The organism is Bacillus sp. FJAT-53060 (assembly GCF_037104745.1).
Taxonomy (GTDB): Bacteria; Bacillota; Bacilli; order Bacillales; family Bacillaceae; genus Bacillus; species Bacillus stratosphericus_B.
In genome coordinates, this window is sequence record NZ_JBAWSW010000016.1 from 37454 (window position 1) to 58209 (window position 20756).

Here is a 20756-nt window from a genome sequence, read left to right on the forward strand (position 1 = left end):
TGTCTAAGTGCTAATGTTAGCCCTTCGTTCATTTTCTACGTGATTGACTAGAATGAGAGAGTTTGTCAACATACTTAATTGCTTTCTAATTCCTCAATCATTAGTGACAGTTCTGTCCAGCGATCCATCTCTTGTTCTAATTCTTCAGCCACAGCTTTTTGTTCGTCCATCAGCTCTTGAATTTTCCCAAAATCACTGCCAGCCTCTGCGATGCTCGCTTCAAGCAGCTCGTGTTTTTCCTCTAAAGCCTGAATGCGGTCCTCAATCCCATCCCATTCAAGCTGGTCTTTATAGGAAAGTTTTTTTCTCTTTTTAGGTGCAGCTTCTATTTGTTTGTCAGTAGGCTTTTCTGATTCTGTAAGCTTCAGCTCTTTTTCTTGCTCCATGTAATCGCTGTAAGCTCCTTGGAAATGTAAGATGCGACCGTTTCCTTCAAAGACTAATAAGCGATTGACGACACGGTCTAGGAAATAGCGATCATGCGACACCGTAATGACAACGCCAGGGAACTGCTCTAAATAATCCTCTAAAATACTGAGCGTCTCTGTATCAAGATCGTTCGTCGGCTCATCTAAAAAGAGAACATTCGGCTCTTCCATCAAGACTTTCAGTAAATACAACCTACGGCGCTCTCCCCCTGACAGCTTGCGAATAAAAGTGCGCTGCATGGATCTTGGGAATAAAAACCGCTCTAGCATTTGCTCTGCTGTCACAATGGCGCCATCAACTGTCTTCACAATTTCAGCTGTTTCTTTGATGTAATCAATGATGTTCAGCTCTTCATTCATATCTTTATGATCCTGCGTATAATAGCCGATATGAACCGTTTGTCCAATGATCAATTGTCCGGTGGTCGGTTTTAGTTTGCCCGCTAGACAATGAAGCAAACTAGTTTTCCCCACCCCGTTCGGTCCAATAAATCCAATACGGTCGCCCGGCAAGACTAAATCTGTAAACCGCTCCACAAGGGTCTGGCCAGCAAATGAAATGGTGATCTCTTCTGCCTCAATCACTTGTTTTCCAAGACGGTGTGAGCCGATAGCAAAATCAAGCTCACCCTTTGCATCAAGCCCTTTTTGATCCTTCAGCTCTTCTACTCTGCCGATGCGTGCTTTTTGCTTCGTCGTTCTTGCTTTCGCCCCTCTTCTCAGCCAAGCAAGCTCACGTCTGAGCAGGTTTTGGCGTTTTGTTTCTTTCACCTGAGCCTCTGCTTCTCTTTCCGCTCTTTTTTCTAAAAAGACTTCATAATTTCCTTTATACGTATATAGCTGACCTTGACTTAACTCATAAATTCGATTGGCTACACGATTTAAGAAATAACGATCATGCGTCACCAGGATGACAGCACCGCTATATTGACTCAAGTATCCTTCAAGCCATTCAATGGTTGCATGATCTAGATGGTTGGTCGGCTCATCTAAAATCAGCAAACCCGCAGGCTGTATTAAATTTTTAGCAATCGCAACACGCCTTTTCTGACCGCCCGACAGTGCATAAACCCGGCGATTGACATTTTTGACTCCAAGCTTTGTCAAAATCGTTTTTGCCGAAAGGTTTGCATTCCATGCATCCTCCTGATCCATTCGATTTTGCATACGGATGAGTGCCTCTTGTTTAACTTCATTTTGCGGATCATGCTCTAAATTAGCGAGTGCCTGCTCATATGCCTTCATCGCTTGAATAATCGGTGCGGTTCCAGAAAAAACATACTCAAGAATGGTTTCGTCTCCGCTCATTTCAGGATCTTGCTCGAGAAATTCGATATCAAGTGTTCCTGCTTTCGTGATGTCACCTTCCTCAAACGATTCAAGTCCTGCGATCACCTTCAGGAGTGTCGATTTTCCTGTTCCATTTGGTCCAATTAAGCCGATGCGTTCCTTTGGTTCTATATGAAAAGAGATATGATCAAACAGCGTTTTTTCGCCATAGGTTTTATATAATCCTTCAACATTCAATAAACTCATTTTTATCAGCCCTTATATAGATTCTTTCTTTATTTTAAATCAGCCAGTAGCAGAAAACTAGTTTTAAAAAAACCTCTCCTGAAAAGAATGTTTCCTTTTGATGCTCGATACACTATGAAGAGGTGATCTAAAGATGATAACCATTAGCTTATGTATGATTGTGAAAAATGAAGAGGAGGTTTTAGCGGACTGCCTTTCTTCTGTTCAAGACATAGTAGATGAGATGATCATCATTGATACAGGATCAACAGACCGAACGAAGGAAATTGCTCACTCGTTTTCAGCAAATGTGATGGATTTTGAATGGGTTCAGCACTTTGCAAAAGCACGCAATTTCGCTTTTTCACATGCAACAAAAGAGTATATCTTATGGCTTGATGCAGACGATGTTCTATTTGAAGAAGACCGCCAAAAACTTCTTGAGCTCAAGAAAACACTTGATCCAGCAGTGGATGCTGTCTCTATGTTTTATCATGTTGGATTTGATGAGGACGGACAGGTGAATTTTAAATATAGAAGAAATCGGCTCGTGAAGCGTGCCTTGAACTTTCAGTGGTACGGGGCCGTTCATGAATTTCTCCAGGTCTATGGCAACATCTTTCCGGCCGATATAGCCGTCACACATCAAAAACGTAAGAAAACAACCACTGGCGAACCTGGGCGCAACCTGAGAATTTATGAAGACATGCTTGAAAAGGGAGAGAGTATGACGCCTCGTGATCTCTTTTACTTTGCCAATGAATTAAGGGACAACGGACAGCATGTCAGGGCGATTCGTTTTTATCATAAATTTTTAGCAACAAAACAGTGCTGGATTGAGGATGAAATTCGCACATGTCAATATTTAGCTGACTGCTATTATGCGGTCGGTTTCGAGGAAGCGGCCTTATCCTCATTATTGCGCTCCTTCTTATATGATCAGCCGCGCCCAGAGTTTTGCTGCCGAGTTGGTGATCATTTAAAAACGCAAAACAAACATCAAGCCGCAATCTTTTGGTATGAGCAGGCACTGAAGGCTCCTGAAAACGAAACGGCCTTTACGCTCACACAATATAAAACGTGGTATCCTCACCTTCAGCTTTGCTATTGTTATTATCAGCTTGGTGATTTGGATCAAGCCAAAAAACATCACCTTGCTTCCTCCGCACATTACCCAACCCATCCAAGTGTGCTGTACAACGAAAAAATATTTGCTGAACAGACATAAAAAAGACTGTCATCACATCCGTCTGCCATATGCCGGCGGATGTCTCTGTATACTTACAAATGATCTTGTAACATTTAATACTTTAGTGATTTAAAGCGTTTTTCAACCAATTGACTAAATTGTCATTTACGCATATACTAACATTCGTCTTACGAAAAGATTTATCTATTAGGAGGTCAACATGAGTTCTTTATTTCGAAAAAAGTCTCTAAACCAGCTCATGCTTGAAAGTCAAACGAAGCGGCTCAGTCGTTCTTTGAATACGTTTGATTTAATCTTGCTTGGTATTGGCTGTGTCGTTGGGACTGGTATCTTTGTGATTACGGGGGTTGCGGCAGCTAAGGATGCTGGACCTGCGATTATTATATCTTTCATTTTGGCTGCGATCGCATGCGCCCTTGCTGCTTTTTGCTACGCGGAATTCTCCTCGTCCATTCCTGTGTCAGGAAGCGTCTATACGTATTCTTACGCAACCCTTGGTGAATTCCTTGCCTTCTTAATGGGATGGGATTTGATGCTTGAGTATGTAGTGGCGCTCTCTGCTGTGGCAAGTGGATGGTCATCCTATTTTCAATCCCTGCTCAGTGGATTCGGCCTGCACATACCGAAGGCTTTATCGGCTGCACCTGGAGCCGTTGATGATGCCGTCTTTAATCTTCCAGGCGCACTCATTATCTTACTCATTACTTTTATTGTCTCAAGAGGTGTGAAAGAGAGCACCAAGCTGAATAACATCATTGTGCTCATCAAGATTGCCATTGTCCTTCTCTTTATCATTGCAGGCTTCTCTTATGTCAAACCTGAAAACTGGACGCCATTTATGCCGATGGGCTTTGAGGGCGTAATTGCAGGAGCAGCGACTGTCTTTTTTGCTTACCTTGGATTTGATGCGATCGCAAATGCATCAGAAGAAGTCAAAAATCCGCAAAAAGCGATGCCGATCGGAATCATCGGTGCGCTTGGTGTTTGTACCATTTTATACATCGGCGTTTCATTTGTTTTAACAGGCATGGTTCACTATACAAAGCTGAATGTCAGTGATCCTGTTGCTTTTGCTCTTCAAGTTGTCGGCCTCAATAGTGTGGCTGGAATTATATCAGCAGGTGCCATTATTGGGATTACAACGGTTTTAATCGCATTGGTGTATGCACAGGTTCGCTTAACCTTTGCGATGAGCCGAGATGGTCTTATGCCAAAGATTTTCTCAAAGGTTCATCCGACATCCAAGACACCCGTTGCGAACACTTGGCTGACAGGTGCTGTTGCAGCATGTATCGTTGGATTTGTGAATTTATCGACGCTGGCTAATTTAGTCAGCATTGGTACACTTGCAGCATTTACTGTCATCTCGATTGCCGTTATTGTTTTACGGAAAAAACATCCGAATGTCAAAGCAGCCTTTAAAGTACCATTCGTGCCTGTTCTTCCGATCATTAGTGCCATCATTTGTATCAAATTGGCGACCACGCTTTCTTGGGTGACATGGCAAGCCTTTCTTATTTGGGTAGCCATTGGTATCGTTGTCTATTTCACCTATGCAAGACGAAATAGCCATCTGAATCAAACACATTAGAAAAGAGACACGGGGATTCCCGGTCTCTTTTTTGTTTAAATCACACTGTTTTTAACTGAATTCGAATCCACCATATCTGGATCGAATACGCTTGAAATCGGAATGACAAGCGGTGAACAATCTCCATTGTCCTCACCAAAACCTTGGTTCAATTTCATAGCAAGAAAATAATCGACTTGCTGATAAGGACCTAGCGTCAGTGATGCCCCCCGATCCATTGAATTGACCTTAAAAGCACCGACATTGACAACTGAGGGTGAGAATAACATCACACGTCACTTCCTTTGAATAGGTTTAGCTGCTGGCGAAAAAGAGGCAGGTGAGTCCACTTGATCTCGATCATCTACATGGCTTTTTGTCCCGACAAAACCGCTGGCATCTCCAAAATTCTGTCCGTACCCCTGATTTTTTTTATCCGAGTTTTGCCACTCTGCTAACAAATTTTGTCCGACATTCACCGCCGACGCATTTTCAAAGGAATTAATTTTTAACATGAAAATATTAATATTGATATACGGAGTTGGTTGAACCACAGATAAACCTCCTTTTTACAGGTATATGCGAGCACCCATCAAGTATGTTAACAGGAGGTCTTCACATGGACTTCGAAAAAATGAAGCAGTGGATGGATATTGCCCAGCAAATGCATGGTGATGATTTTTGGAAAATGATATTCGATGATGAGCAAAGATCCCCCTTTATGGCAAATGGTCCGTCTCCTTTTACATTTTCACAGCAAGATCAGAGAGGATCAGATACGTCGTTTCCACCAATCGACATTGTGGAAACCCCTTCAGAATTCCAGTACTTAATTTATTTGCCTGGCTACCGAAAGGAAGATGTTCAGGTACTATCATATGGTGAATATTTAGTTGTGAAAGGACAGCGCTTTTCCTTTTTTAATGAGCAGGACTTTCGTCAAAAGCAAGGAAAATACGGTCCGTTTGAAAAAAAAATTCGGCTCCCAGATATAATTCTTGGTCAAATGAATGCGGTTTTTAAAGACGGCGTGCTATACATCCGACTGCAAAAAGATGAAGGAAAAGCGACGACAATTATCATAAATGACGAATATTGATACTGACTGAATCTATTTGATCACGATCATCAATCATTTCAATCGGCAGGATTGTGATCACACCATCAGCATTTTGCTCACCAAAACCATTGTTTCTTTTTATCCTAGAGCAGTGATTTCGTACGTTCGTCGAACCGAATGTCATCGAGGACCCTGTACTAATAGTGTTCGTCTTCATATGGGCAATCTGAATCCGTGTAGGTAGCATGCGCTTCTCCCCTTTCTTGTCATCTCTATAAGTATATACCGGGCAGCTTTTCCATAGACTAGAGCAAGGCGAAAGAAAAGGTTGTGGTCTACTTGAAACATTTCATTCAATCACTCTTTAAAAAAACTGAATCCAGTCCACCCCCGTCTGTGGTCGCGCTGGAAAAAAGACTAACCGCTCTTGAACAAAAAATGTCTGCACCTGCTGAACCTGTGTCGGAGGATACGCACATTCATATTGAATCACTGCACGTAGACAAAATTGACTACCACTTAGAGTTTGGTGAGCTTTCCATTGATCAGCTTCAAGGCAGACTCAATATTGGGGCAACCTATTATACGCCAAAAGAAACCAACATCAAAAAATCATCCCCTACACCGAAGCCAAAAGAAACACCAACACCGACAGTCTCAATTCGATCAAAGCCCTCATCTAAGCACGATCGGCAGCCAGAAATAAACCGCAAGGACAATCGCCACAACACTGATGATATTTAACCCAAAACCGACCTTACCATATCTGATATTTTCAACACGTCCGCACTAAAAACAGCCGCGTTTGGCGGTGTGGAGATCGGCAGCATAAAGGCACATGAGGAAGCCAAAGCAGCCGCAGCCATTAAACCATAAGGCTCGATGCCAATCGCAAGGCCAAGCCCTACCGTAATCGGAATAATCATATTGGCAACAGCTGTATTTGACATAATTTCTGTCATAAATAAAATAGCGCCCGTTAAAAGAATCAATAGCATGAGATACGAAAGCCCATTTAAATGCTGTAAATTTTCCCCGATCCATCCTGTTAGATTGGTCTCTGCAAAGCCCGTAGCAAGTGATAGTCCAGCGCCAAATAAAAGCAAAAGCCCCCATGGCATTTCTTTCATATCCTGCCATTCTAGTATTCTCTCCCCATTTGTAGCTGGTATGAGGAATAGCAGCACCGCACCAAAAATAGCGATAGACGTATCAGATACGGTGAAACCTCCAAACAAAAAGATTTTAAATATCCACAAAAACGCCGTCATCAAAAAAACAGCAAAAACCCATTTTTCCTCTTGTTTCATTTTGCCTAAATCCTCTAATCCCTTCCGTATGAACGCCACACTTATCTCACCTGTGTGCTCTAACTTAAACTGTATCTTGGTCAAATACAAAAATAAGAGAATGAGAAGAACAATAGCGATGGGAAAACCGAACAAAAACCATTCAAAGAACATAATATCTCGATCTAGCAGCTTTTTTGACATCGCAGCAAATACAGCATTTGGCACAGACCCAACGAGTGTCGCCAAACCACCTATTGATGCCGAATAAGCAACCGACAATAAGATGCTTTTGCTGAATCGATCAAGAGATACACCAGATAAGATGTCGTTCGTCTTGACCTCTTTAATAATAGCCAGTGCCACCGGCAGCATCATCAGTGCAGTCGCTGCGTTAGAAATCCACATAGATAAAAAGGCAGTAGCGATCATGACACCTAATACAATGCGATCACTTCTTGCGCCAATGATCTTTAAAATATGTAATGCCATTCTTCTATGTAAATTCCACTTTTCAATTGCTATGGCGATCATAAATCCGCCCATGTACATAAAGACAATCGGGTCTCCATAAGACCTTGATGTTTGCTCCATAGAGAGCCCGCCAAGTGTTGGTAGAAGGATGATTGGCAATAGAGAGGTTGCTGGTATTGGTAATGCTTCTGTCACCCACCACGTCGCAGTCCAAGCCGTAATGCCCAATACCACTCTCGCTGCATAGGTCAATTCATCATCTGATATGAAGAAAAGAATCAACAAGAAGAGTGTTGGTCCAAGAACAAGTCCAGTCAAATTCACTTTTTTATAAACGATAACAATCCCCCCTAATGAAAACGCTTGTAAGTTTTTCCTAAATTTCCACATTCGATGATCTCTTAAGAAATCCTTTAAATCATTTGAAAAAATGAAGATATCTTTCAGAAGCCTATGATCATTTATACAACCATAACATGATGCCTTGATCTATTTTCATAGGAGAAACTATACAAACCATACGTAATAACTGTAAAATATAAAGGATCTAATCAAAAATTGAGGTGTCTTTTCGTTAAATACAGATCAAGGAAATCATCTTGGAAACAGAAAAAGGTCATCATCGTGATTGCTAAACAGTAGAATGAAAGGAGGAAGTCTCATTGGCTTTCGCTGCTCGTGCAAAAGATAAACCCCAAAATGCTGTAACTGGCTCGACGGTTTATCCCATTTTATTGATTATTGGTATTTGCCATATGCTTAACGACACATTGCAAGCCGTTATTCCTGCCATGTTCCCTATTTTAGAACGCTCAATGGGGCTGACCTTTACACAATTAGGGCTCATTGCCTTTACATTAAATATGGTCTCCTCCGTGATGCAGCCTGTCATTGGATGGTACACAGATAAACGACCGATGCCCTATGCACTTCCTATTGCTTTATTTTCAAGTGCTATCGGTATATTCGGGCTTGCTTTCGCTCCATCCTTTGCCACCATTTTGCTTTGCGTCGTCTTTATTGGACTCGGCTCTGCGATCTTCCATCCAGAGGGTTCACGTGTTGCCAACATGGCAGCTGGTCCAAGACGAGGACTTGCCCAGTCCATCTATCAAGTTGGCGGGAATACAGGTCAAGCATTTGCACCACTTATCGCTGCATTAATGCTCGTCCCGCTTGGTCAACAAGGAGTCGCTTGGTTTACGATTGTCGGAATGATTGCTGTCGGTTTTCTTCTCTATATTTCAAGATGGTACGCCGGGAAGCTACAAACGATTAGAGCACAAGCGAAAAAAGCTCATGCGGCAGCGCCAAGATCTTCCATTCACCGCAAATCAGCACTCACAGCACTTGTCATAATCGTCTTCCTTATTTTTGCCCGTTCTTGGTATGCAAATGCCATTTCGAATTTCTACGCATTCTATGCCATTGAACAATACGGTGTGACGATTAAAGAATCACAAACTTATATCTTCTTATTTCTCATTTTAGGTGCAGTTGGAACATTTTTAGGCGGACCGCTTGCAGATCAATTTGGCAAGAAAAATGTCATTTTGTCTTCATTATTGGCACCCTTTCCACTTGCACTTCTATTACCATTTGCCGGACCTGTTCTTGCATACGTTTTACTTGGACTCATTGGCCTGATTTTGATGTCAAGCTTCTCTGTCACAGTGGTATATGCTCAAGAACTATTTCCTGGGAAAATTGGCACAATGTCTGGTTTAACTGTCGGACTTGCGTTTGGAATGGGAGCGATCGGATCCGTTGCCCTCGGCTCATTGATTGACTCCTTTGGTTTAATCCCTACAATGATCGGTGCAGCCTTTTTACCGATTTTAGGGATTCTAGCCGTCTTACTTCCTAGTGATCAAACCATTTCCAAATGGAATGAATCATAAAATAAAAAGCCGCTCAGTAAGGGGACTGACCCCATAAAGTGAGACAAATAAAAACACCTTTAATTTGAATATCGGGTATAGCATACCTGAAAACAAATTGGAGGTGTTTTTGTATGAAAAAAGAGTTAGTTACCCCATAGCCATTCGAATGAAATTAGCGGGGACTTTGACAAAAGAAATCATGGACAAGCTAGAAATTAAGAATAAAACACAAAGATGATAGCGCATCTTATGGTGAAACATCGGTTTCATCAAAGTTAGTATAAGTGCATTCTGTAAGATGTTTGAAGTCGCTAAATCAACATTTTATCGTTGGAAAAAACAAGGTCATCCGACAAAACAACAAGTGTTAATCGACCTCATTTCATCTCTTTGTGAGTCACACCAATATACGTATGGTTATCGTAAAAGAACGGCTCTACTGCAAAAAGAAATAAAAATGAATCATAAAACGGTACAACGTATTATGCAAACTGACAGTATTCAACAAAGCCACTTGAAATTCATTGAATCAGCTACAGTCACTGCTTCAAGCTGTATACTTCATCGTGATCAAACATCGGTCTACATTTCATATGTTATCAAAAAAAGGCATTATCATGAGCGTGCCCTGTATAGGAATGCCTGCTGATAATGCCCCCATCGAATCTACCTGACAAACACTACAACAGCCATTGTAGAAAAGACAGTCAGGGCGTATATTCATTATTGTATCCGAATCAGTCACCGACAGAGTTTCGACAAATGGTTATTTCATAAAGGTGTTTTGATCCCCCTCTCAAAAATGGGGGTCAGTCCCTAAATGAGCGGTTTTTTTATAACTCATAAAAATGCGTGTCGGGAACATGCTTCTTCGCAATAAATCCTTGCTGAAATTCTGGAAATATCTCTTGCACCTGTTTAATTTTTTGATGAACCAAGTTGGCATACGGAATATACAGATGATCGACCAGCTTTTGTTCTGTCATGTAGTAATACCAATTAAGATTAAAGGTCCTCTTATCAATAATCGTAAAGGCAGAAAAATGATAGAAGAGCAGCAGATGTTCGTCGAGGTAAATGTTCCCTTCCACAATTGAAAGCTTGTAGTTTTCAATATTCCAAATCGCTGCATTGGCTCCTTTAGATGTCACAACATGGACACCTTCAAAATCATCTATCCATCTTTCAACATACCGCTGGTCACCGTATCTCTTTTTTTTCGTATCCATTTCTACTGTACAGTGAGCAATGCAGTTTTCTTTCCATTGCGTCACAGCCTGTTTGGCAACGTCAGTGTTACGACAGCCTACAAAACCCGTATTATAGCGTCCGGACAATTCATAAAAGTGATAGAATCGTTCAGAATTCATATGATCCGTCAAAAACAAATGAGCGTGTGGATTCTCTGCAAAAATCGCCTCTGGATCATGATAAAAATACAAATCGGTATCCAGATGAGCGAGATAAACCGCATCTGAGGACTCAAGGATTTTAAGTAGAAATGCAGGCTTCAACGTCCAGCAATACTCATGAAACGTACGATGATCTTTTGCCTTTCGCAGCGAATCATCTTCAATATTCTCAAGCTGTTCATATTGGACATGCGGACGAGGAAACTGACTTAACACTTTGTAAGCCAAAGGGTCAGCACATAAGACAGACAGCTTGAATGAATGGGCGGTTTGTTCAAGCGAATGAATCAACGCCAGTAGCTTAAATACATGGGTATTCGACACAATGGTTGTAAAATGATAGAATGCCATCTACAACACATCCACTTGAAACAAATCAACACGTAATAGCTCTTTCGTCAGCCCTTGAATCGCTTCTACAAAAACAGCGCAGTTATATTCCTCTCTTGCAAGCTGCGCTACCTCTGACAACTTTTTCAAAGGAAAGTGCTTCGCTGTCAGCGCATCTCTTTTATCACGCTTGATGCCGACATTCCGCTCTGTGATCAAATGAATCAGCTCTAAAAAATAGGATAGCAGATCGTCAAATGCCGGGTTCTCTCGCAACTGACGAATTTCTGCAACAATGTCATTTGTTACGGTGTGAGAAAAAGGTCCAGAGAATGCTAAATGGACATCAATGGAATCAATATTGTTGTACTTCTCACACATATACAAAATGTTATATTTGATGTCCTCAAATGACGTTAAATTACTTGGATGCTCCTGATGCACACTCATAATATCCTCTCGCAGCTCAAATGAGAGGCCGAGCTGATGTAAACGAATCCCTAGATCATAGTCCTCAAAACCGTACCGAACGATATTTTCATCAAACATCCCAAGCGCGATAACATGCTTTCGCTTAACAGAGGAGTTATTTGTAATGAAAAATCTCCACGGCAACTCATAAGAACCTAAATCATAGTGGTACGCATCCAAGATATCTTTGAGGATATCAATAAACTCGGATTGCAGATCGAAGCTTTTCTCTAAAAATGCGCCGTTTTCGATTTCTTCCATTGATAAAAGAGGCGTTTTGTTCTTCATTTCTCTCTTATATAGACCTTGCTTTTTCAATTGCTTCATATGATCTTTATCAAACGATGTGTAAAAATAACCATAAATTCGCTTCCAACAAACACCACAAATGACGAGATCCTCTTGATCAGCATGCGCCTCTGCATGCTTTTGAATAAATTGCGGTTCTGCCAGCATATCGCTGTCATGGAAGATCAGCAGGTCACCCTCTGCCTCACGAATTGCCTGGTTTCTTCCCTTTGCAATCCCTTGATTAACAGGAATACGCACCTTTTTAAATGGAAAATTCACCTCCATGTTTTCGAGCATTTCCATCGTGCCATCAGTTGACCCATTATCGGCCACAATGACCTCAAATGGAAGATTTGTTTCTTGAAGCGTTAAGGAAAATAGGCTCCCTTCTAAACGCTCTTTGGCATTATAGCTCGGAATAATGACGCTTACCTTTGGCCTTTCGTTCATGCGTCATCCCCCTCCAGTTTGGCATAGCCGTTAAACCTCGGATTGACTTGCTCCACAGATTCAATCACATGATGAAGCACTTCTCGATAGGCTTCTTGGAAAAATGGCAAGTCATTTCTTCCTTTTTCATGGATTTGCTGCATATCATCCTTACTCACGATCCGAAAGCCGCTGAAATGATAGCAAATGAGCGGATGCCCATCTTCAAGTAGAATACGTCCATCCTCTTCCTGATAGGAATGCTGTCCATAGTTCCAATGGCCAATATTGACACCCTTTGTTTTAATATCTTCTACCTTTTCAAACAGCACCGGCATATGATCCAGATACCCTTGGTCACCAAACTTGCCTTCTCCTGGAGCATTTTTACACTCTTTTAAACACTCTTCTTTCCACCAGCTGAGACACTTGCGGCCGGCTTCATCCCCCTTAAAGTGTAGGAAGCCTGAGTTATAGCGGCCCAAAAGTTTTTGCAGCATCTTTACTTCCTCTGGATAAAAGCTTGGAATGACAATATCCCCTCTCGATAGTAGAACAGAGGCATCCGGCTGGTTTTGAAAAATGACTTGCGGATTCTCATAAAAGAACAAATCAGCATCAAGGTACGTCACACGCCCTGACTTTTCCTGTTCAAATAACCACTCAATCCAAATAGGCTTTAATGTCCAGCAATATTCTGAATCATCCCGTTCCTCTTTTTTCTCTAACAGCTCCTGCGTTTCTAACTCCCGAACATGAACAAGATCGACATGTGGGAAATTCATTTGATGAAGTAAATCAAATGCAGCATCATCCATACATAATGTCTTGATGACAGCATCATCTTCTACTTGCTTCAACGATAAGAAAAACGCAATAGCTTGATAAAGTCTTCCACTTGATAGAACCGTACAATATATGCTGTTCATCTATTCACACCTCTATTTTTGAAAGAATTCGCGATACCATTCAATCGTTTTCTCTAAACCTTCATCAATGGAGTAGTCCGGCTTCCAATCAAGCAGCTTTCTCGCTTTTTCTGCCGACAAATATTGATGCTTAATCTCATGCGTTCCTTGGTGAAGAATACGAGGCTTCAGATCACTTCCCATTGCTTTTAAAATCTTATCAACGAGCTCAAGGACCGTCAGTTGAATTTCGTTACTAAAATTAAAAGCTTCTCCAGCAAGACCTTTTTCCTCCATCTTCTCTGCTAGCAGCAAATAAGCCTTTACCGCATCTTCAATGTAGAAATAATCACGAATAAATGTCCCGTCACTTCTAATCTCCGGTGCCTCTCCCTCTAACACAAGCTGGATGGTTTGAGGAATGATTCGGTTGAAATTTAAATCTCCACCTCCGTATAAATTGCCGCATCGCGTTATACAAACCGGGAGACCATATGTGTTGTAATACGTGTGAGAAATTAAATCTGCACAGCTTTTTGATACATCATAAGGGTGCTTCCCGTTAAGCGGCATGTCTTCATCATAAGGAAGCTGCTCCTGATCACCGTATGCTTTGTCACTTGATGCCACAATCACTCGTTTGATGAGCGGCTGCCTTCTGCACGCCTCCAGCACATTCCATGTACCTAAAATATTGGCTTCAAATGTAGAAACAGGGTGTCTATTCGCAACCCCAACAATGGCTTGAGCCGCTAAATGGAAGACGGTATCAATTTCGTATTCTCCTAACGCACGTTCAATCGTTTGCATGTCCTCAAGTGCCCCTTGCACTACATTCATTTTTTCAAATTGACTGCCTTGATATAAATTAGACCTTGGCACCTGATCACGTACAAGCCCTGTCACGTTTGCACCTTGATCAATCAATTCCTTGACGAGATAACTACCCAATAGACCTGTACATCCAGTCACAAATACGTTCTTACCATTCCAAAATCCGCTCATACCGTCACCAAACCTTCCAAGGTTGTTTTCCTTCTGTCCACATGTCGTTGACTTCCTTCAAGTTTTTATACGTATCAATTGCTGCCCAAAATCCGTGGTGCTCATAAACCGCTAGCTCTCCATCACTTGCCAGATTTTGAAGAGGATCCGCTTCGAACACGCATTGGTCATCGTCTGTTAAATAATCAAAGACCTTCGGAGACAACACAAAAAATCCTCCATTGATCATCCCGATACTGTCTGTCTTCTCAGAGAAGGATTGTGCCATCCCGTTATACACCTTGAGCGTCCCGTACTGAGACATCTTTTCAATCCCTGTGACAGTGGCAGCTGCCCCAATGTCTTGATGACGCTTGAGCAAATGAAACATATTGATATTGGCCAGCCCATCACCATAGGTCATCATAAAGGTCTCATCACCAATGTAGTCCTGCGCCTGTTTTAAGCGCCCGCCTGTCATCGTATCCTCGCCTGTATCTAAAAAGGTGATTTTCCAGTTTTCCGAGTTCCCTAAAAGCTGCATTTCTCCTGTCGACATATCCAGTTTCATGCTGTGATGACGCCAGTCGTATTTGAGAAAATACTCTTTGATCTTCTCTCCTTTATATCCGAGCAATAAGATGAACTCATCTACACCGTAATACTGATAGATTTTCATAATGTGCCATATAATAGGTCGATCTCCGATCATAGCAAGTGGTTTAGGAAGCGCTTGTGTGACCTCACTCATTCTCGTTCCCTTTCCTCCGCAGAGAATGACTGCTTTCATCTTCTCCCCTCATCTCTCTATGAAAATTTTTGATTGAAAACCCTAGTTTTATTCAGAAAATCAGTACATGTATCCCCATACTTTGTCCAACATCAGGTTTTGAATCTACTCTATTCATATGTAATAATAAGAAAGCGTGCCACCTAGCAATTAACTATTTTTACAAATAAAAAAAGAGAGATTTGTATTCTCCCTCTTTCAAAGTTTAAATTGGAGGTGAATTTCCATGGCACAGAATGTACTTTGTGAAGTGAACTCTTGCCGTTTTGGGCTAAAAACAACTGTAACAGCCTCTACGATTAAAATTAATAAAAGCACAATGACTGACGTGACTCGCAATGCAGAAACTGATTGCGAAACATTTGAAACAAAAAATACAAGGTTTTCTAGATAAAGGAACTGGAAGATTCCCATTTGTTTTTTAATAAACATTTCTCGGGAAATAATGACACGATCTTTCTCCACTCGTTGACAATTTTCACTCTTTTTTCTATATTAGCTGAACTACACAAAGCATTTTCAATCTTTAATAAAACCTTCTTTGATGATTGTCTACCTGTGCCTGCAATCACCATTCAGAGTTTCGAGACAAGTTTTAGAGCTTGGATTTGAGTACAAGGAAGAGAAACCAAATCCGCAGATTCTCCATCATCCTTATAAAACACAAACTCATCAAGTTCCTTATCTACTTTTTTAATGTGCTCATTTCATTGTTAAATCCCTCTACGAGATTATACCTGTGAAAATCCTAAATCTATAAACTTATAGACCATTATTTATTTTTGCTACAAGACTATCTAAATAATTGTTCATTATGTTCCTCCTTATGAAGAAGGCATATGATCTTCAATACTTCTACCATTGCTTATCCTAGTTGCTAATCTTTTTTCATTTTGTATTAAATGAAACTAACCCCATGCAACTGTTAGACACTAATGTTAATAATCCTTCTTTTGTGGATCTGCTATAATTTCATTTTTTTAACAATGCTTGTTGCCGCAAAAAATCTTCAGTTTCAAGATTATTATTGATCATTTTTTCTTCATTCTTATAAAAGTAAGGAGCTTGGTCCTTTCAAGATTTGTCTATCTTTGTTATTTTGACAATAAAATCTTCCCGTAACCTCAAAGGAATTTACAATATTCAGATTTTTAGTTGTGTTATCGTTGAATATATGATATATTTACCATTAGAGGGATATAAAACATAAAATAGAAATGAGGTAGTATTTTATGAAAAAATTAACACTAGTGACTTTAGCAACTTTTATAATTATGGGATTGACATTTGGAGCAGTACCTGCTGAGGTTAAAGCCTCTGAACAGGGTAAGAATAATGTATATCAGGATCTAGATGAGCGAGTAAAAACAATGTTAATAAGTGCGGCGGCCACTGGTACAGTATATGGGCACCATAATATAATTCATGCTGAATTAAATGGTGGTGATATAGAAGGTAATTTGATTGAAAACTCTGAAACTCTGACGGTGTCTACAAATACGTTAGAAAATAATTTTGACCATGAAATACAATTGCCAACTAGTGGATACGAACACGAATTTACGGAAGAAACTACTACAACGAACACAACAGGTTGGACATTTGGCTATAATGGAAATGCAGGATTTAATATTGGTATGGTAAGTGGTGGTCACAGTTTTAGTGTTGATTATAATATGTCAACTGCTAACTCTGTAACAAATAAAGAAACAAGAACATTTTCAGTTCCTTCGGTATTAATTCCTGTACCTGCTGGGAAGAAATATTTAGTTGAGTATAGATTTGAAAAGCAAACTGTTTCAGGAAGAAATAGAATTAATGCAGATTTATTTGGAGATGCTATATATTATCATAATAATCTACCACTGTCTCCACAACTTTTATATTCTGCTCTTAGATTTGCCACTGATACACAGGGCTTTACACAGGTAATCAGAGATTCTGGAGTAGGGAATGATAGATTTGGTATTAGAAGTACAGGTGTAGGACAGTTTAGAACTGAATTTGGGACTTCATTATATATTAGAACAACTGACATTACTAATTCTCAAAAACCAGTTTTAATCGAAACAAAAACTTTACCTGTAAAAATTGAAACTATTTCTGAAGATACTAAAGTGGTAGAATAATATATTGTCTAAAGAGTACAAATAAAGGTGAGGTCTTGTAAAAGCCTGGATATCTCGAAGAATAAATCTCAAGCATACCTTGTCACGATTTATTTACTGGCAAATTTTCTTCCAAGCTTTTATACAGCCGAACGGTTGTTAATGAAGACCTCCTTTTAAATCCTTTGTCTATTGTGAAGAAGTCTAAGTAGCTTCATCTATTAGGTAGTAACTTCAACCCCAAAAATCCCTCTAAACAAAAAGTGCATCGAGAGATTATTCTCGATGCCTTTTATGTGCGCCCAGTATGAACATAACTTGTAAGGAAAATAATTAAGTAAAATTTTGATATTGACGTTAGTTATTACGCTGTCCTTTATTTTGAAGGTTTCTAAACGTTGACATTAAAACAATTCTACTATTGGGAAAGATGTAATGATTAGAAAATCTATCAAGGGGGCTCTCGTGTGGCTCTGTAGGAATAGACACTTTACGAATCCCTATATCATGTTATCTTGAAAAAAGGAGAATTTATAATATTCTGATTTTTAGTTGTGTCATCATTGAATCTATGATATATTTAACATTAGAGGGATAAAAAACATAAAATAGAAATGGGGTAATATTTCATGAAGAAATTAACACTAGCGACTTTAGCAACTTTTATGATTGTGGGATTGACATTTGGAGCAGTACCTGCTGAGGTTAAAGCCTCTGAACAGGGTAAGAATACTGCATATCAGGATCTAGACGAGAAAGTAAAAACAATGTTAAAAAGTGCGGCGGCGGCAAATAGTACAGTATATTCGCACCATAATATAATTGATACTGAAATAAGTGGCGATGTAGAAGGTTCTTTGATTGAAAATTCTGAAACTCTGACGGTGTCTTCAAATACGTTAGAAAATAATTTTGACCATGAAATACAATTGCCAACTAGTGGTTACGAACACGAATTTACGGAAGAAACTACTACAACGAACACAACAGGTTGGACATTTGGCTATAATGGAAATGCAGGATTTAATATTGGTATGGTAAGTGGTGGTCACAGTTTTAGTGTTGATTATAATATGTCAACTGCTAACTCTGTAAAAAAATCAGAAGTAAGAAAATTTTCAGTTCCTTCGGTATTAATTCCTGTACCTGCTGGGAAGAAATATTTAGTTGAGTATAGATTTGAAAAGCAAACTGTTTCAGGAAAAAATAAAATTCATGCAGATTTATTTGGAGATGCTACATTTTTATATAATGGGCAACCATTTCCGCAACCTTTAAATGGCGCTCTTAATTGGGCCACTGATAAACAGGGCTTTGAAAGGGTAGTCAGAAATTATGGAACTGTTAAAATGGGCATTAGAAATACAGGTGTAGGACAGTTTAGAACTGAATTTGGGACTTCATTATATATTAGAACAACTGACATTACTAATCCTCAAAAACCAGTTTTAATCGGAACAAAAACTTTACCTGTAAAAACTGAAACTATTTCTGTAAATACTAAAGTGGTAGAATAATATATTGTCTAAAAAGTACAAATAAAGGTGAGGTCTTGTAAAAGCCTGGATATCTCGAAGAATAAATCTCAAGCATACGTTGTCACGATTTATTTACTGGCAAATTTTCTTCCAAGCTTTTATACAGCCGAACGGTTGTTAATGAAGACCTCCTTTCAAGTCCTTTGTCTATTGTAATGAAGTCTAAGTAGATTCATCTATTGAGTAGTTACTTCAACCTCAAAAATCCCTCTAAACAAAAAGTGCATCGAGAGATTATTCTCGATGCCTTTTATGTGCGCCCAGTATGAACATAACTTGTAAGGAAAATAATTAAGTAAAATTTTGATATTGACGTTAGTTATTACGCTGTCCTTTATTTTGAAGGTTTCTAAACCTCCGATTGTCATTTCTATCTCATCTTACCATTTGAGCGAACTAGTTTAATCGTTCTGTTTACAAAAAGAAGAAGGGCTTCCCCTCCTCTTTTCGATCCAATCGTTATTGTTCTTTATTTCTCTCTTCAAATTCATCAAGCATTACACGCACTTCATCTGTTGACGATGTGTTCATTAATTGATTTCTTAAGAAACTCGCTCCACGGAATCCTTTCACATAAATCTTAAAGAAGCGATGAAGCGCCTTGAACGGACGCAAACCTAATGATGAGTATTGATCATGGAGATCAATGTGTAATCTTAAAAGACCAAGCAGCTCATCACTCGTATGCTCCTTCGGCTCTTTTTCAAAGGCAAATGGATTGTGGAAAATCCCACGTCCAATCATCACACCGTCCACTTCATATTGCTCAGCGAGCTTTATGCCCGTTTGTCGATCAGGAATATCACCATTAATGGTCAAAAGGGTATCAGGTGCTACTTCATCACGAAGTTTTTTGATCTCTGGAATGAGCTCCCAATGCGCATCCACTTGGCTCATTTCCTTTCTAGTGCGAAGATGAATCGATAAATTGACAATGCCTTGCTCCAATATGTGTCTTAGCCACCCCCGCCATTCATCGACCTCTGTAAAACCAAGTCTTGTTTTCACACTGACAGGTAACCCCCCGGCTTTTGCCGCTTGAATCAGCTCTGCCGCTACGTCAGGGCGAAGAATCAATCCACTGCCCTTCCCATTTTGTGTGACATTTGGTACAGGACAGCCCATATTAATATCAAGCCCTTGAAATCCTAATTCCGCCATTCCAATACTCATTTGTCTAAAGTTCTCAGGTTTGTCTCCCCAAATATGAGCAACAATCGGCTGCTCATCCTTTGTGAATGTTAAACGTCCCTTCACACTTTGAATGCCATCAGGATGACAATAACTCTCACTGTTCGTAAACTCTGTGAAAAACACATCCGGTCTCGCTGCCTCACTCACAACATGACGAAACACAACATCTGTCACTTCTTCCATTGGTGCTAATATAAAAAATGGCCGCGGTAAATCACGCCAGAAATTTTTACTCATCTTTCATCCAATTCCTCTCATGACATAACGTCTTATAGGCATGTCCATCTATAAATTCTTTCAGCAATTTTTATCATTATATACTTTACTAAGGATTCAACGCAAACGTTCGTTCTTGACGTTAGAAACCTTATAATAACAGGCTTTGGTCAAATTCAACTATAATCAATCATTGCAAGGTATTGCAATTAAAAGTATTCTTTTGGAGGACGTCTTTGTATAGTAAACAGACGCAAAAAGAGCTAAAAAAGAACATTAACAAAATAAAATCAGCACTATATAAATTATCAAAAATTTTAGGTGACGTAAATGCCGTTCAAAAAGGTACTATCGGAAAACGTATCATGGGACGTGCTGCGGGTAAAGCATCCGGCAAGCTAATGAAAAAGATATTTTTAAAAAAAAGCCCTTTGGTGAAGTGCACCCCCTTTAGTTAGACACGGTATTTATTAGACAGCTTTCGAGGCATGAGTTCGATATTGTATCGGACTCATGCCTTTTAGTTTCATCTTTATACGTGTGTGATTGTAGTAATCAATATATTGTTCAAGTTCTTGCTTGAAGTGTTCGATGTCCTCAAATTCTTTTAGGTATAGAAATTCAGACTTTAAGATACCGAAGAAGTTCTCGATAAC

At 39.8% G+C, this 20756-nt stretch carries 21 protein-coding genes and 1 pseudogene; 10 read left to right on the plus strand and 12 right to left on the minus strand.

The genetic code is table 11. From position 1 onward, the window contains the following. Positions 1–74 precede the first annotated feature (74 nt). Positions 75–1964 carry an ABC-F family ATP-binding cassette domain-containing protein gene (locus WAX46_RS08050; protein ID WP_336493619.1) on the minus strand — a complete coding sequence of 630 codons (1890 nt, stop codon included), beginning with the start codon at positions 1962–1964 and terminating at the stop codon, positions 75–77. Between the two features lie 133 nt (positions 1965–2097). Between WAX46_RS08050 and WAX46_RS08055 the strand changes: the two genes are divergently transcribed. Together WAX46_RS08055 and WAX46_RS08060 are read left to right on the plus strand one after the other, a co-directional pair. Next, positions 2098–3171, plus strand: a complete 1074-nt coding sequence (locus tag WAX46_RS08055; protein WP_336493620.1) for a tetratricopeptide repeat-containing glycosyltransferase family 2 protein — start codon at positions 2098–2100, stop codon at positions 3169–3171. A gap of 181 nt (positions 3172–3352) precedes the next feature. Then, the gene (locus WAX46_RS08060; protein ID WP_336493621.1) at positions 3353–4744 is read left to right on the plus strand and encodes an amino acid permease; all 1392 of its coding nucleotides are present in this window, start codon (positions 3353–3355) and stop codon (positions 4742–4744) included. 35 nt (positions 4745–4779) lie between these two features. Here the strand turns inward: WAX46_RS08060 and WAX46_RS08065 are convergent, their stop codons facing one another. Together WAX46_RS08065 and WAX46_RS08070 are read right to left on the minus strand one after the other, a co-directional pair. Next, complete coding sequence (locus tag WAX46_RS08065; RefSeq protein ID WP_226568704.1) at positions 4780–5013, minus strand: hypothetical protein; 234 nt, start codon at positions 5011–5013, stop codon at positions 4780–4782. A gap of 6 nt (positions 5014–5019) precedes the next feature. After that, the gene (locus tag WAX46_RS08070) at positions 5020–5277 is read right to left on the minus strand and encodes a hypothetical protein (RefSeq protein ID WP_003213975.1); all 258 of its coding nucleotides are present in this window, start codon (positions 5275–5277) and stop codon (positions 5020–5022) included. A 65-nt stretch (positions 5278–5342) separates the two neighbouring features. On the opposite strand from WAX46_RS08070, the gene WAX46_RS08075 reads away from it, so the two are divergent. Then, positions 5343–5822 (plus strand): Hsp20/alpha crystallin family protein, encoded by a 480-nt coding sequence (locus WAX46_RS08075; protein WP_226568702.1) that lies wholly within the window; start codon positions 5343–5345, stop codon positions 5820–5822. Here the strand turns inward: WAX46_RS08075 and WAX46_RS08080 are convergent. Further along, a complete protein-coding gene (locus WAX46_RS08080; RefSeq protein WP_226568699.1) occupies positions 5803–6030 on the minus strand; it encodes a hypothetical protein in 228 nt (75 codons plus the stop codon). The two genes, WAX46_RS08075 and WAX46_RS08080, sit on opposite strands and share 20 nt — an antisense overlap. An 83-nt stretch (positions 6031–6113) precedes the next feature. Between WAX46_RS08080 and WAX46_RS08085 the strand changes: the two genes are divergently transcribed. Continuing rightward, complete coding sequence (locus tag WAX46_RS08085; RefSeq protein ID WP_442895665.1) at positions 6114–6527, plus strand: hypothetical protein; 414 nt, start codon at positions 6114–6116, stop codon at positions 6525–6527. Here WAX46_RS08085 and WAX46_RS08090 read toward each other — a convergent pair. Continuing rightward, positions 6459–7870, minus strand: a pseudogene (locus WAX46_RS08090) (SLC13 family permease). The gene WAX46_RS08085 and the pseudogene WAX46_RS08090 overlap by 69 nt on opposite strands. A gap of 338 nt (positions 7871–8208) precedes the next feature. Here WAX46_RS08090 and WAX46_RS08095 point away from each other — a divergent pair. Then, positions 8209–9447: an MFS transporter gene (locus WAX46_RS08095; RefSeq protein ID WP_336493622.1), complete on the plus strand. Its 1239-nt coding sequence runs from the start codon at positions 8209–8211 to the stop codon at positions 9445–9447. 280 nt (positions 9448–9727) lie between these two features. Beyond that, positions 9728–10078: an IS3 family transposase gene (locus WAX46_RS08100; protein ID WP_336493623.1), complete on the plus strand. Its 351-nt coding sequence runs from the start codon at positions 9728–9730 to the stop codon at positions 10076–10078. Between the two features lie 184 nt (positions 10079–10262). Here the strand turns inward: WAX46_RS08100 and WAX46_RS08105 are convergent, their stop codons facing one another. Genes WAX46_RS08105 through rfbF form a run of 5 tightly spaced genes read right to left on the minus strand, consistent with a single transcriptional unit; the run spans position 10263 to position 15044 of the window. Beyond that, positions 10263–11192, minus strand: coding sequence for a putative nucleotide-diphospho-sugar transferase (locus tag WAX46_RS08105; RefSeq protein ID WP_336493624.1), 930 nt, complete (start codon positions 11190–11192; stop codon positions 10263–10265). Then, complete coding sequence (locus tag WAX46_RS08110) at positions 11193–12383, minus strand: glycosyltransferase family 2 protein (RefSeq protein ID WP_336493625.1); 1191 nt, start codon at positions 12381–12383, stop codon at positions 11193–11195. It lies immediately after the preceding gene. Further along, positions 12380–13291 (minus strand): putative nucleotide-diphospho-sugar transferase, encoded by a 912-nt coding sequence (locus WAX46_RS08115; protein WP_226568686.1) that lies wholly within the window; start codon positions 13289–13291, stop codon positions 12380–12382. The genes WAX46_RS08110 and WAX46_RS08115 overlap by 4 nt, the downstream gene beginning before the upstream one ends. A gap of 12 nt (positions 13292–13303) precedes the next feature. Continuing rightward, positions 13304–14275 carry a GDP-mannose 4,6-dehydratase gene (locus WAX46_RS08120; protein ID WP_226568684.1) on the minus strand — a complete coding sequence of 324 codons (972 nt, stop codon included), beginning with the start codon at positions 14273–14275 and terminating at the stop codon, positions 13304–13306. A gap of 4 nt (positions 14276–14279) precedes the next feature. Then, the gene (gene rfbF, locus WAX46_RS08125; protein ID WP_226568682.1) at positions 14280–15044 is read right to left on the minus strand and encodes a glucose-1-phosphate cytidylyltransferase; all 765 of its coding nucleotides are present in this window, start codon (positions 15042–15044) and stop codon (positions 14280–14282) included. Positions 15045–15270: 226 nt separating this feature from the next. On the opposite strand from rfbF, the gene WAX46_RS08130 reads away from it, so the two are divergent. The 3 genes from WAX46_RS08130 to WAX46_RS08140 all read left to right on the plus strand — a co-directional run bounded on the left by WAX46_RS08130 (position 15271) and on the right by WAX46_RS08140 (position 18669). Next, complete coding sequence (locus WAX46_RS08130) at positions 15271–15438, plus strand: DUF1540 domain-containing protein (RefSeq protein ID WP_226568680.1); 168 nt, start codon at positions 15271–15273, stop codon at positions 15436–15438. 838 nt (positions 15439–16276) lie between these two features. Next, on the plus strand, positions 16277–17173 hold the full coding sequence (locus WAX46_RS08135; protein ID WP_226568678.1) for an ETX/MTX2 family pore-forming toxin: 897 nt from the start codon (positions 16277–16279) through the stop codon (positions 17171–17173). 608 nt (positions 17174–17781) lie between these two features. Next, positions 17782–18669, plus strand: coding sequence for an ETX/MTX2 family pore-forming toxin (locus tag WAX46_RS08140; protein ID WP_226568676.1), 888 nt, complete (start codon positions 17782–17784; stop codon positions 18667–18669). Between the two features lie 480 nt (positions 18670–19149). On the opposite strand, the gene WAX46_RS08145 is transcribed toward WAX46_RS08140, so the two are convergent. Beyond that, positions 19150–20121 (minus strand): tRNA dihydrouridine synthase, encoded by a 972-nt coding sequence (locus tag WAX46_RS08145; RefSeq protein WP_336493626.1) that lies wholly within the window; start codon positions 20119–20121, stop codon positions 19150–19152. Positions 20122–20336: 215 nt separating this feature from the next. Here WAX46_RS08145 and WAX46_RS08150 point away from each other — a divergent pair, with 215 nt between their 5' ends. Continuing rightward, a complete protein-coding gene (locus WAX46_RS08150) occupies positions 20337–20558 on the plus strand; it encodes a hypothetical protein (protein ID WP_336493627.1) in 222 nt (73 codons plus the stop codon). Between the two features lie 12 nt (positions 20559–20570). On the opposite strand, the gene WAX46_RS08155 is transcribed toward WAX46_RS08150, so the two are convergent. After that, the coding region (locus tag WAX46_RS08155) for an IS3 family transposase (RefSeq protein ID WP_336493628.1) at positions 20571–20756 on the minus strand (186 nt) is incomplete at its 5' end.

Excerpts from the sequence above, each read along its gene's own strand:
- WAX46_RS08050 (WP_336493619.1), bottom strand. The coding sequence starts at position 1,964 with ATGAGTTTATTGAATGTTGAAGGATTATATAAAACCTATGGCGAAAAA.
- WAX46_RS08055 (WP_336493620.1), top strand. The coding sequence starts at position 2,098 with ATGATAACCATTAGCTTATGTATGATTGTGAAAAATGAAGAGGAGGTT.
- WAX46_RS08060 (WP_336493621.1), top strand. The coding sequence starts at position 3,353 with ATGAGTTCTTTATTTCGAAAAAAGTCTCTAAACCAGCTCATGCTTGAA.
- WAX46_RS08065 (WP_226568704.1), bottom strand. The coding sequence starts at position 5,013 with ATGTTATTCTCACCCTCAGTTGTCAATGTCGGTGCTTTTAAGGTCAAT.
- WAX46_RS08075 (WP_226568702.1), top strand. The coding sequence starts at position 5,343 with ATGGACTTCGAAAAAATGAAGCAGTGGATGGATATTGCCCAGCAAATG.
- WAX46_RS08080 (WP_226568699.1), bottom strand. The coding sequence starts at position 6,030 with ATGCTACCTACACGGATTCAGATTGCCCATATGAAGACGAACACTATT.
- WAX46_RS08100 (WP_336493623.1), top strand. The coding sequence starts at position 9,728 with ATGTTTGAAGTCGCTAAATCAACATTTTATCGTTGGAAAAAACAAGGT.
- WAX46_RS08105 (WP_336493624.1), bottom strand. The coding sequence starts at position 11,192 with ATGGCATTCTATCATTTTACAACCATTGTGTCGAATACCCATGTATTT.
- WAX46_RS08110 (WP_336493625.1), bottom strand. The coding sequence starts at position 12,383 with ATGAACGAAAGGCCAAAGGTAAGCGTCATTATTCCGAGCTATAATGCC.
- WAX46_RS08115 (WP_226568686.1), bottom strand. The coding sequence starts at position 13,291 with ATGAACAGCATATATTGTACGGTTCTATCAAGTGGAAGACTTTATCAA.
- WAX46_RS08120 (WP_226568684.1), bottom strand. The coding sequence starts at position 14,275 with ATGAGCGGATTTTGGAATGGTAAGAACGTATTTGTGACTGGATGTACA.
- rfbF (WP_226568682.1), bottom strand. The coding sequence starts at position 15,044 with ATGAAAGCAGTCATTCTCTGCGGAGGAAAGGGAACGAGAATGAGTGAG.
- WAX46_RS08130 (WP_226568680.1), top strand. The coding sequence starts at position 15,271 with ATGGCACAGAATGTACTTTGTGAAGTGAACTCTTGCCGTTTTGGGCTA.
- WAX46_RS08135 (WP_226568678.1), top strand. The coding sequence starts at position 16,277 with ATGAAAAAATTAACACTAGTGACTTTAGCAACTTTTATAATTATGGGA.
- WAX46_RS08140 (WP_226568676.1), top strand. The coding sequence starts at position 17,782 with ATGAAGAAATTAACACTAGCGACTTTAGCAACTTTTATGATTGTGGGA.
- WAX46_RS08145 (WP_336493626.1), bottom strand. The coding sequence starts at position 20,121 with ATGAGTAAAAATTTCTGGCGTGATTTACCGCGGCCATTTTTTATATTA.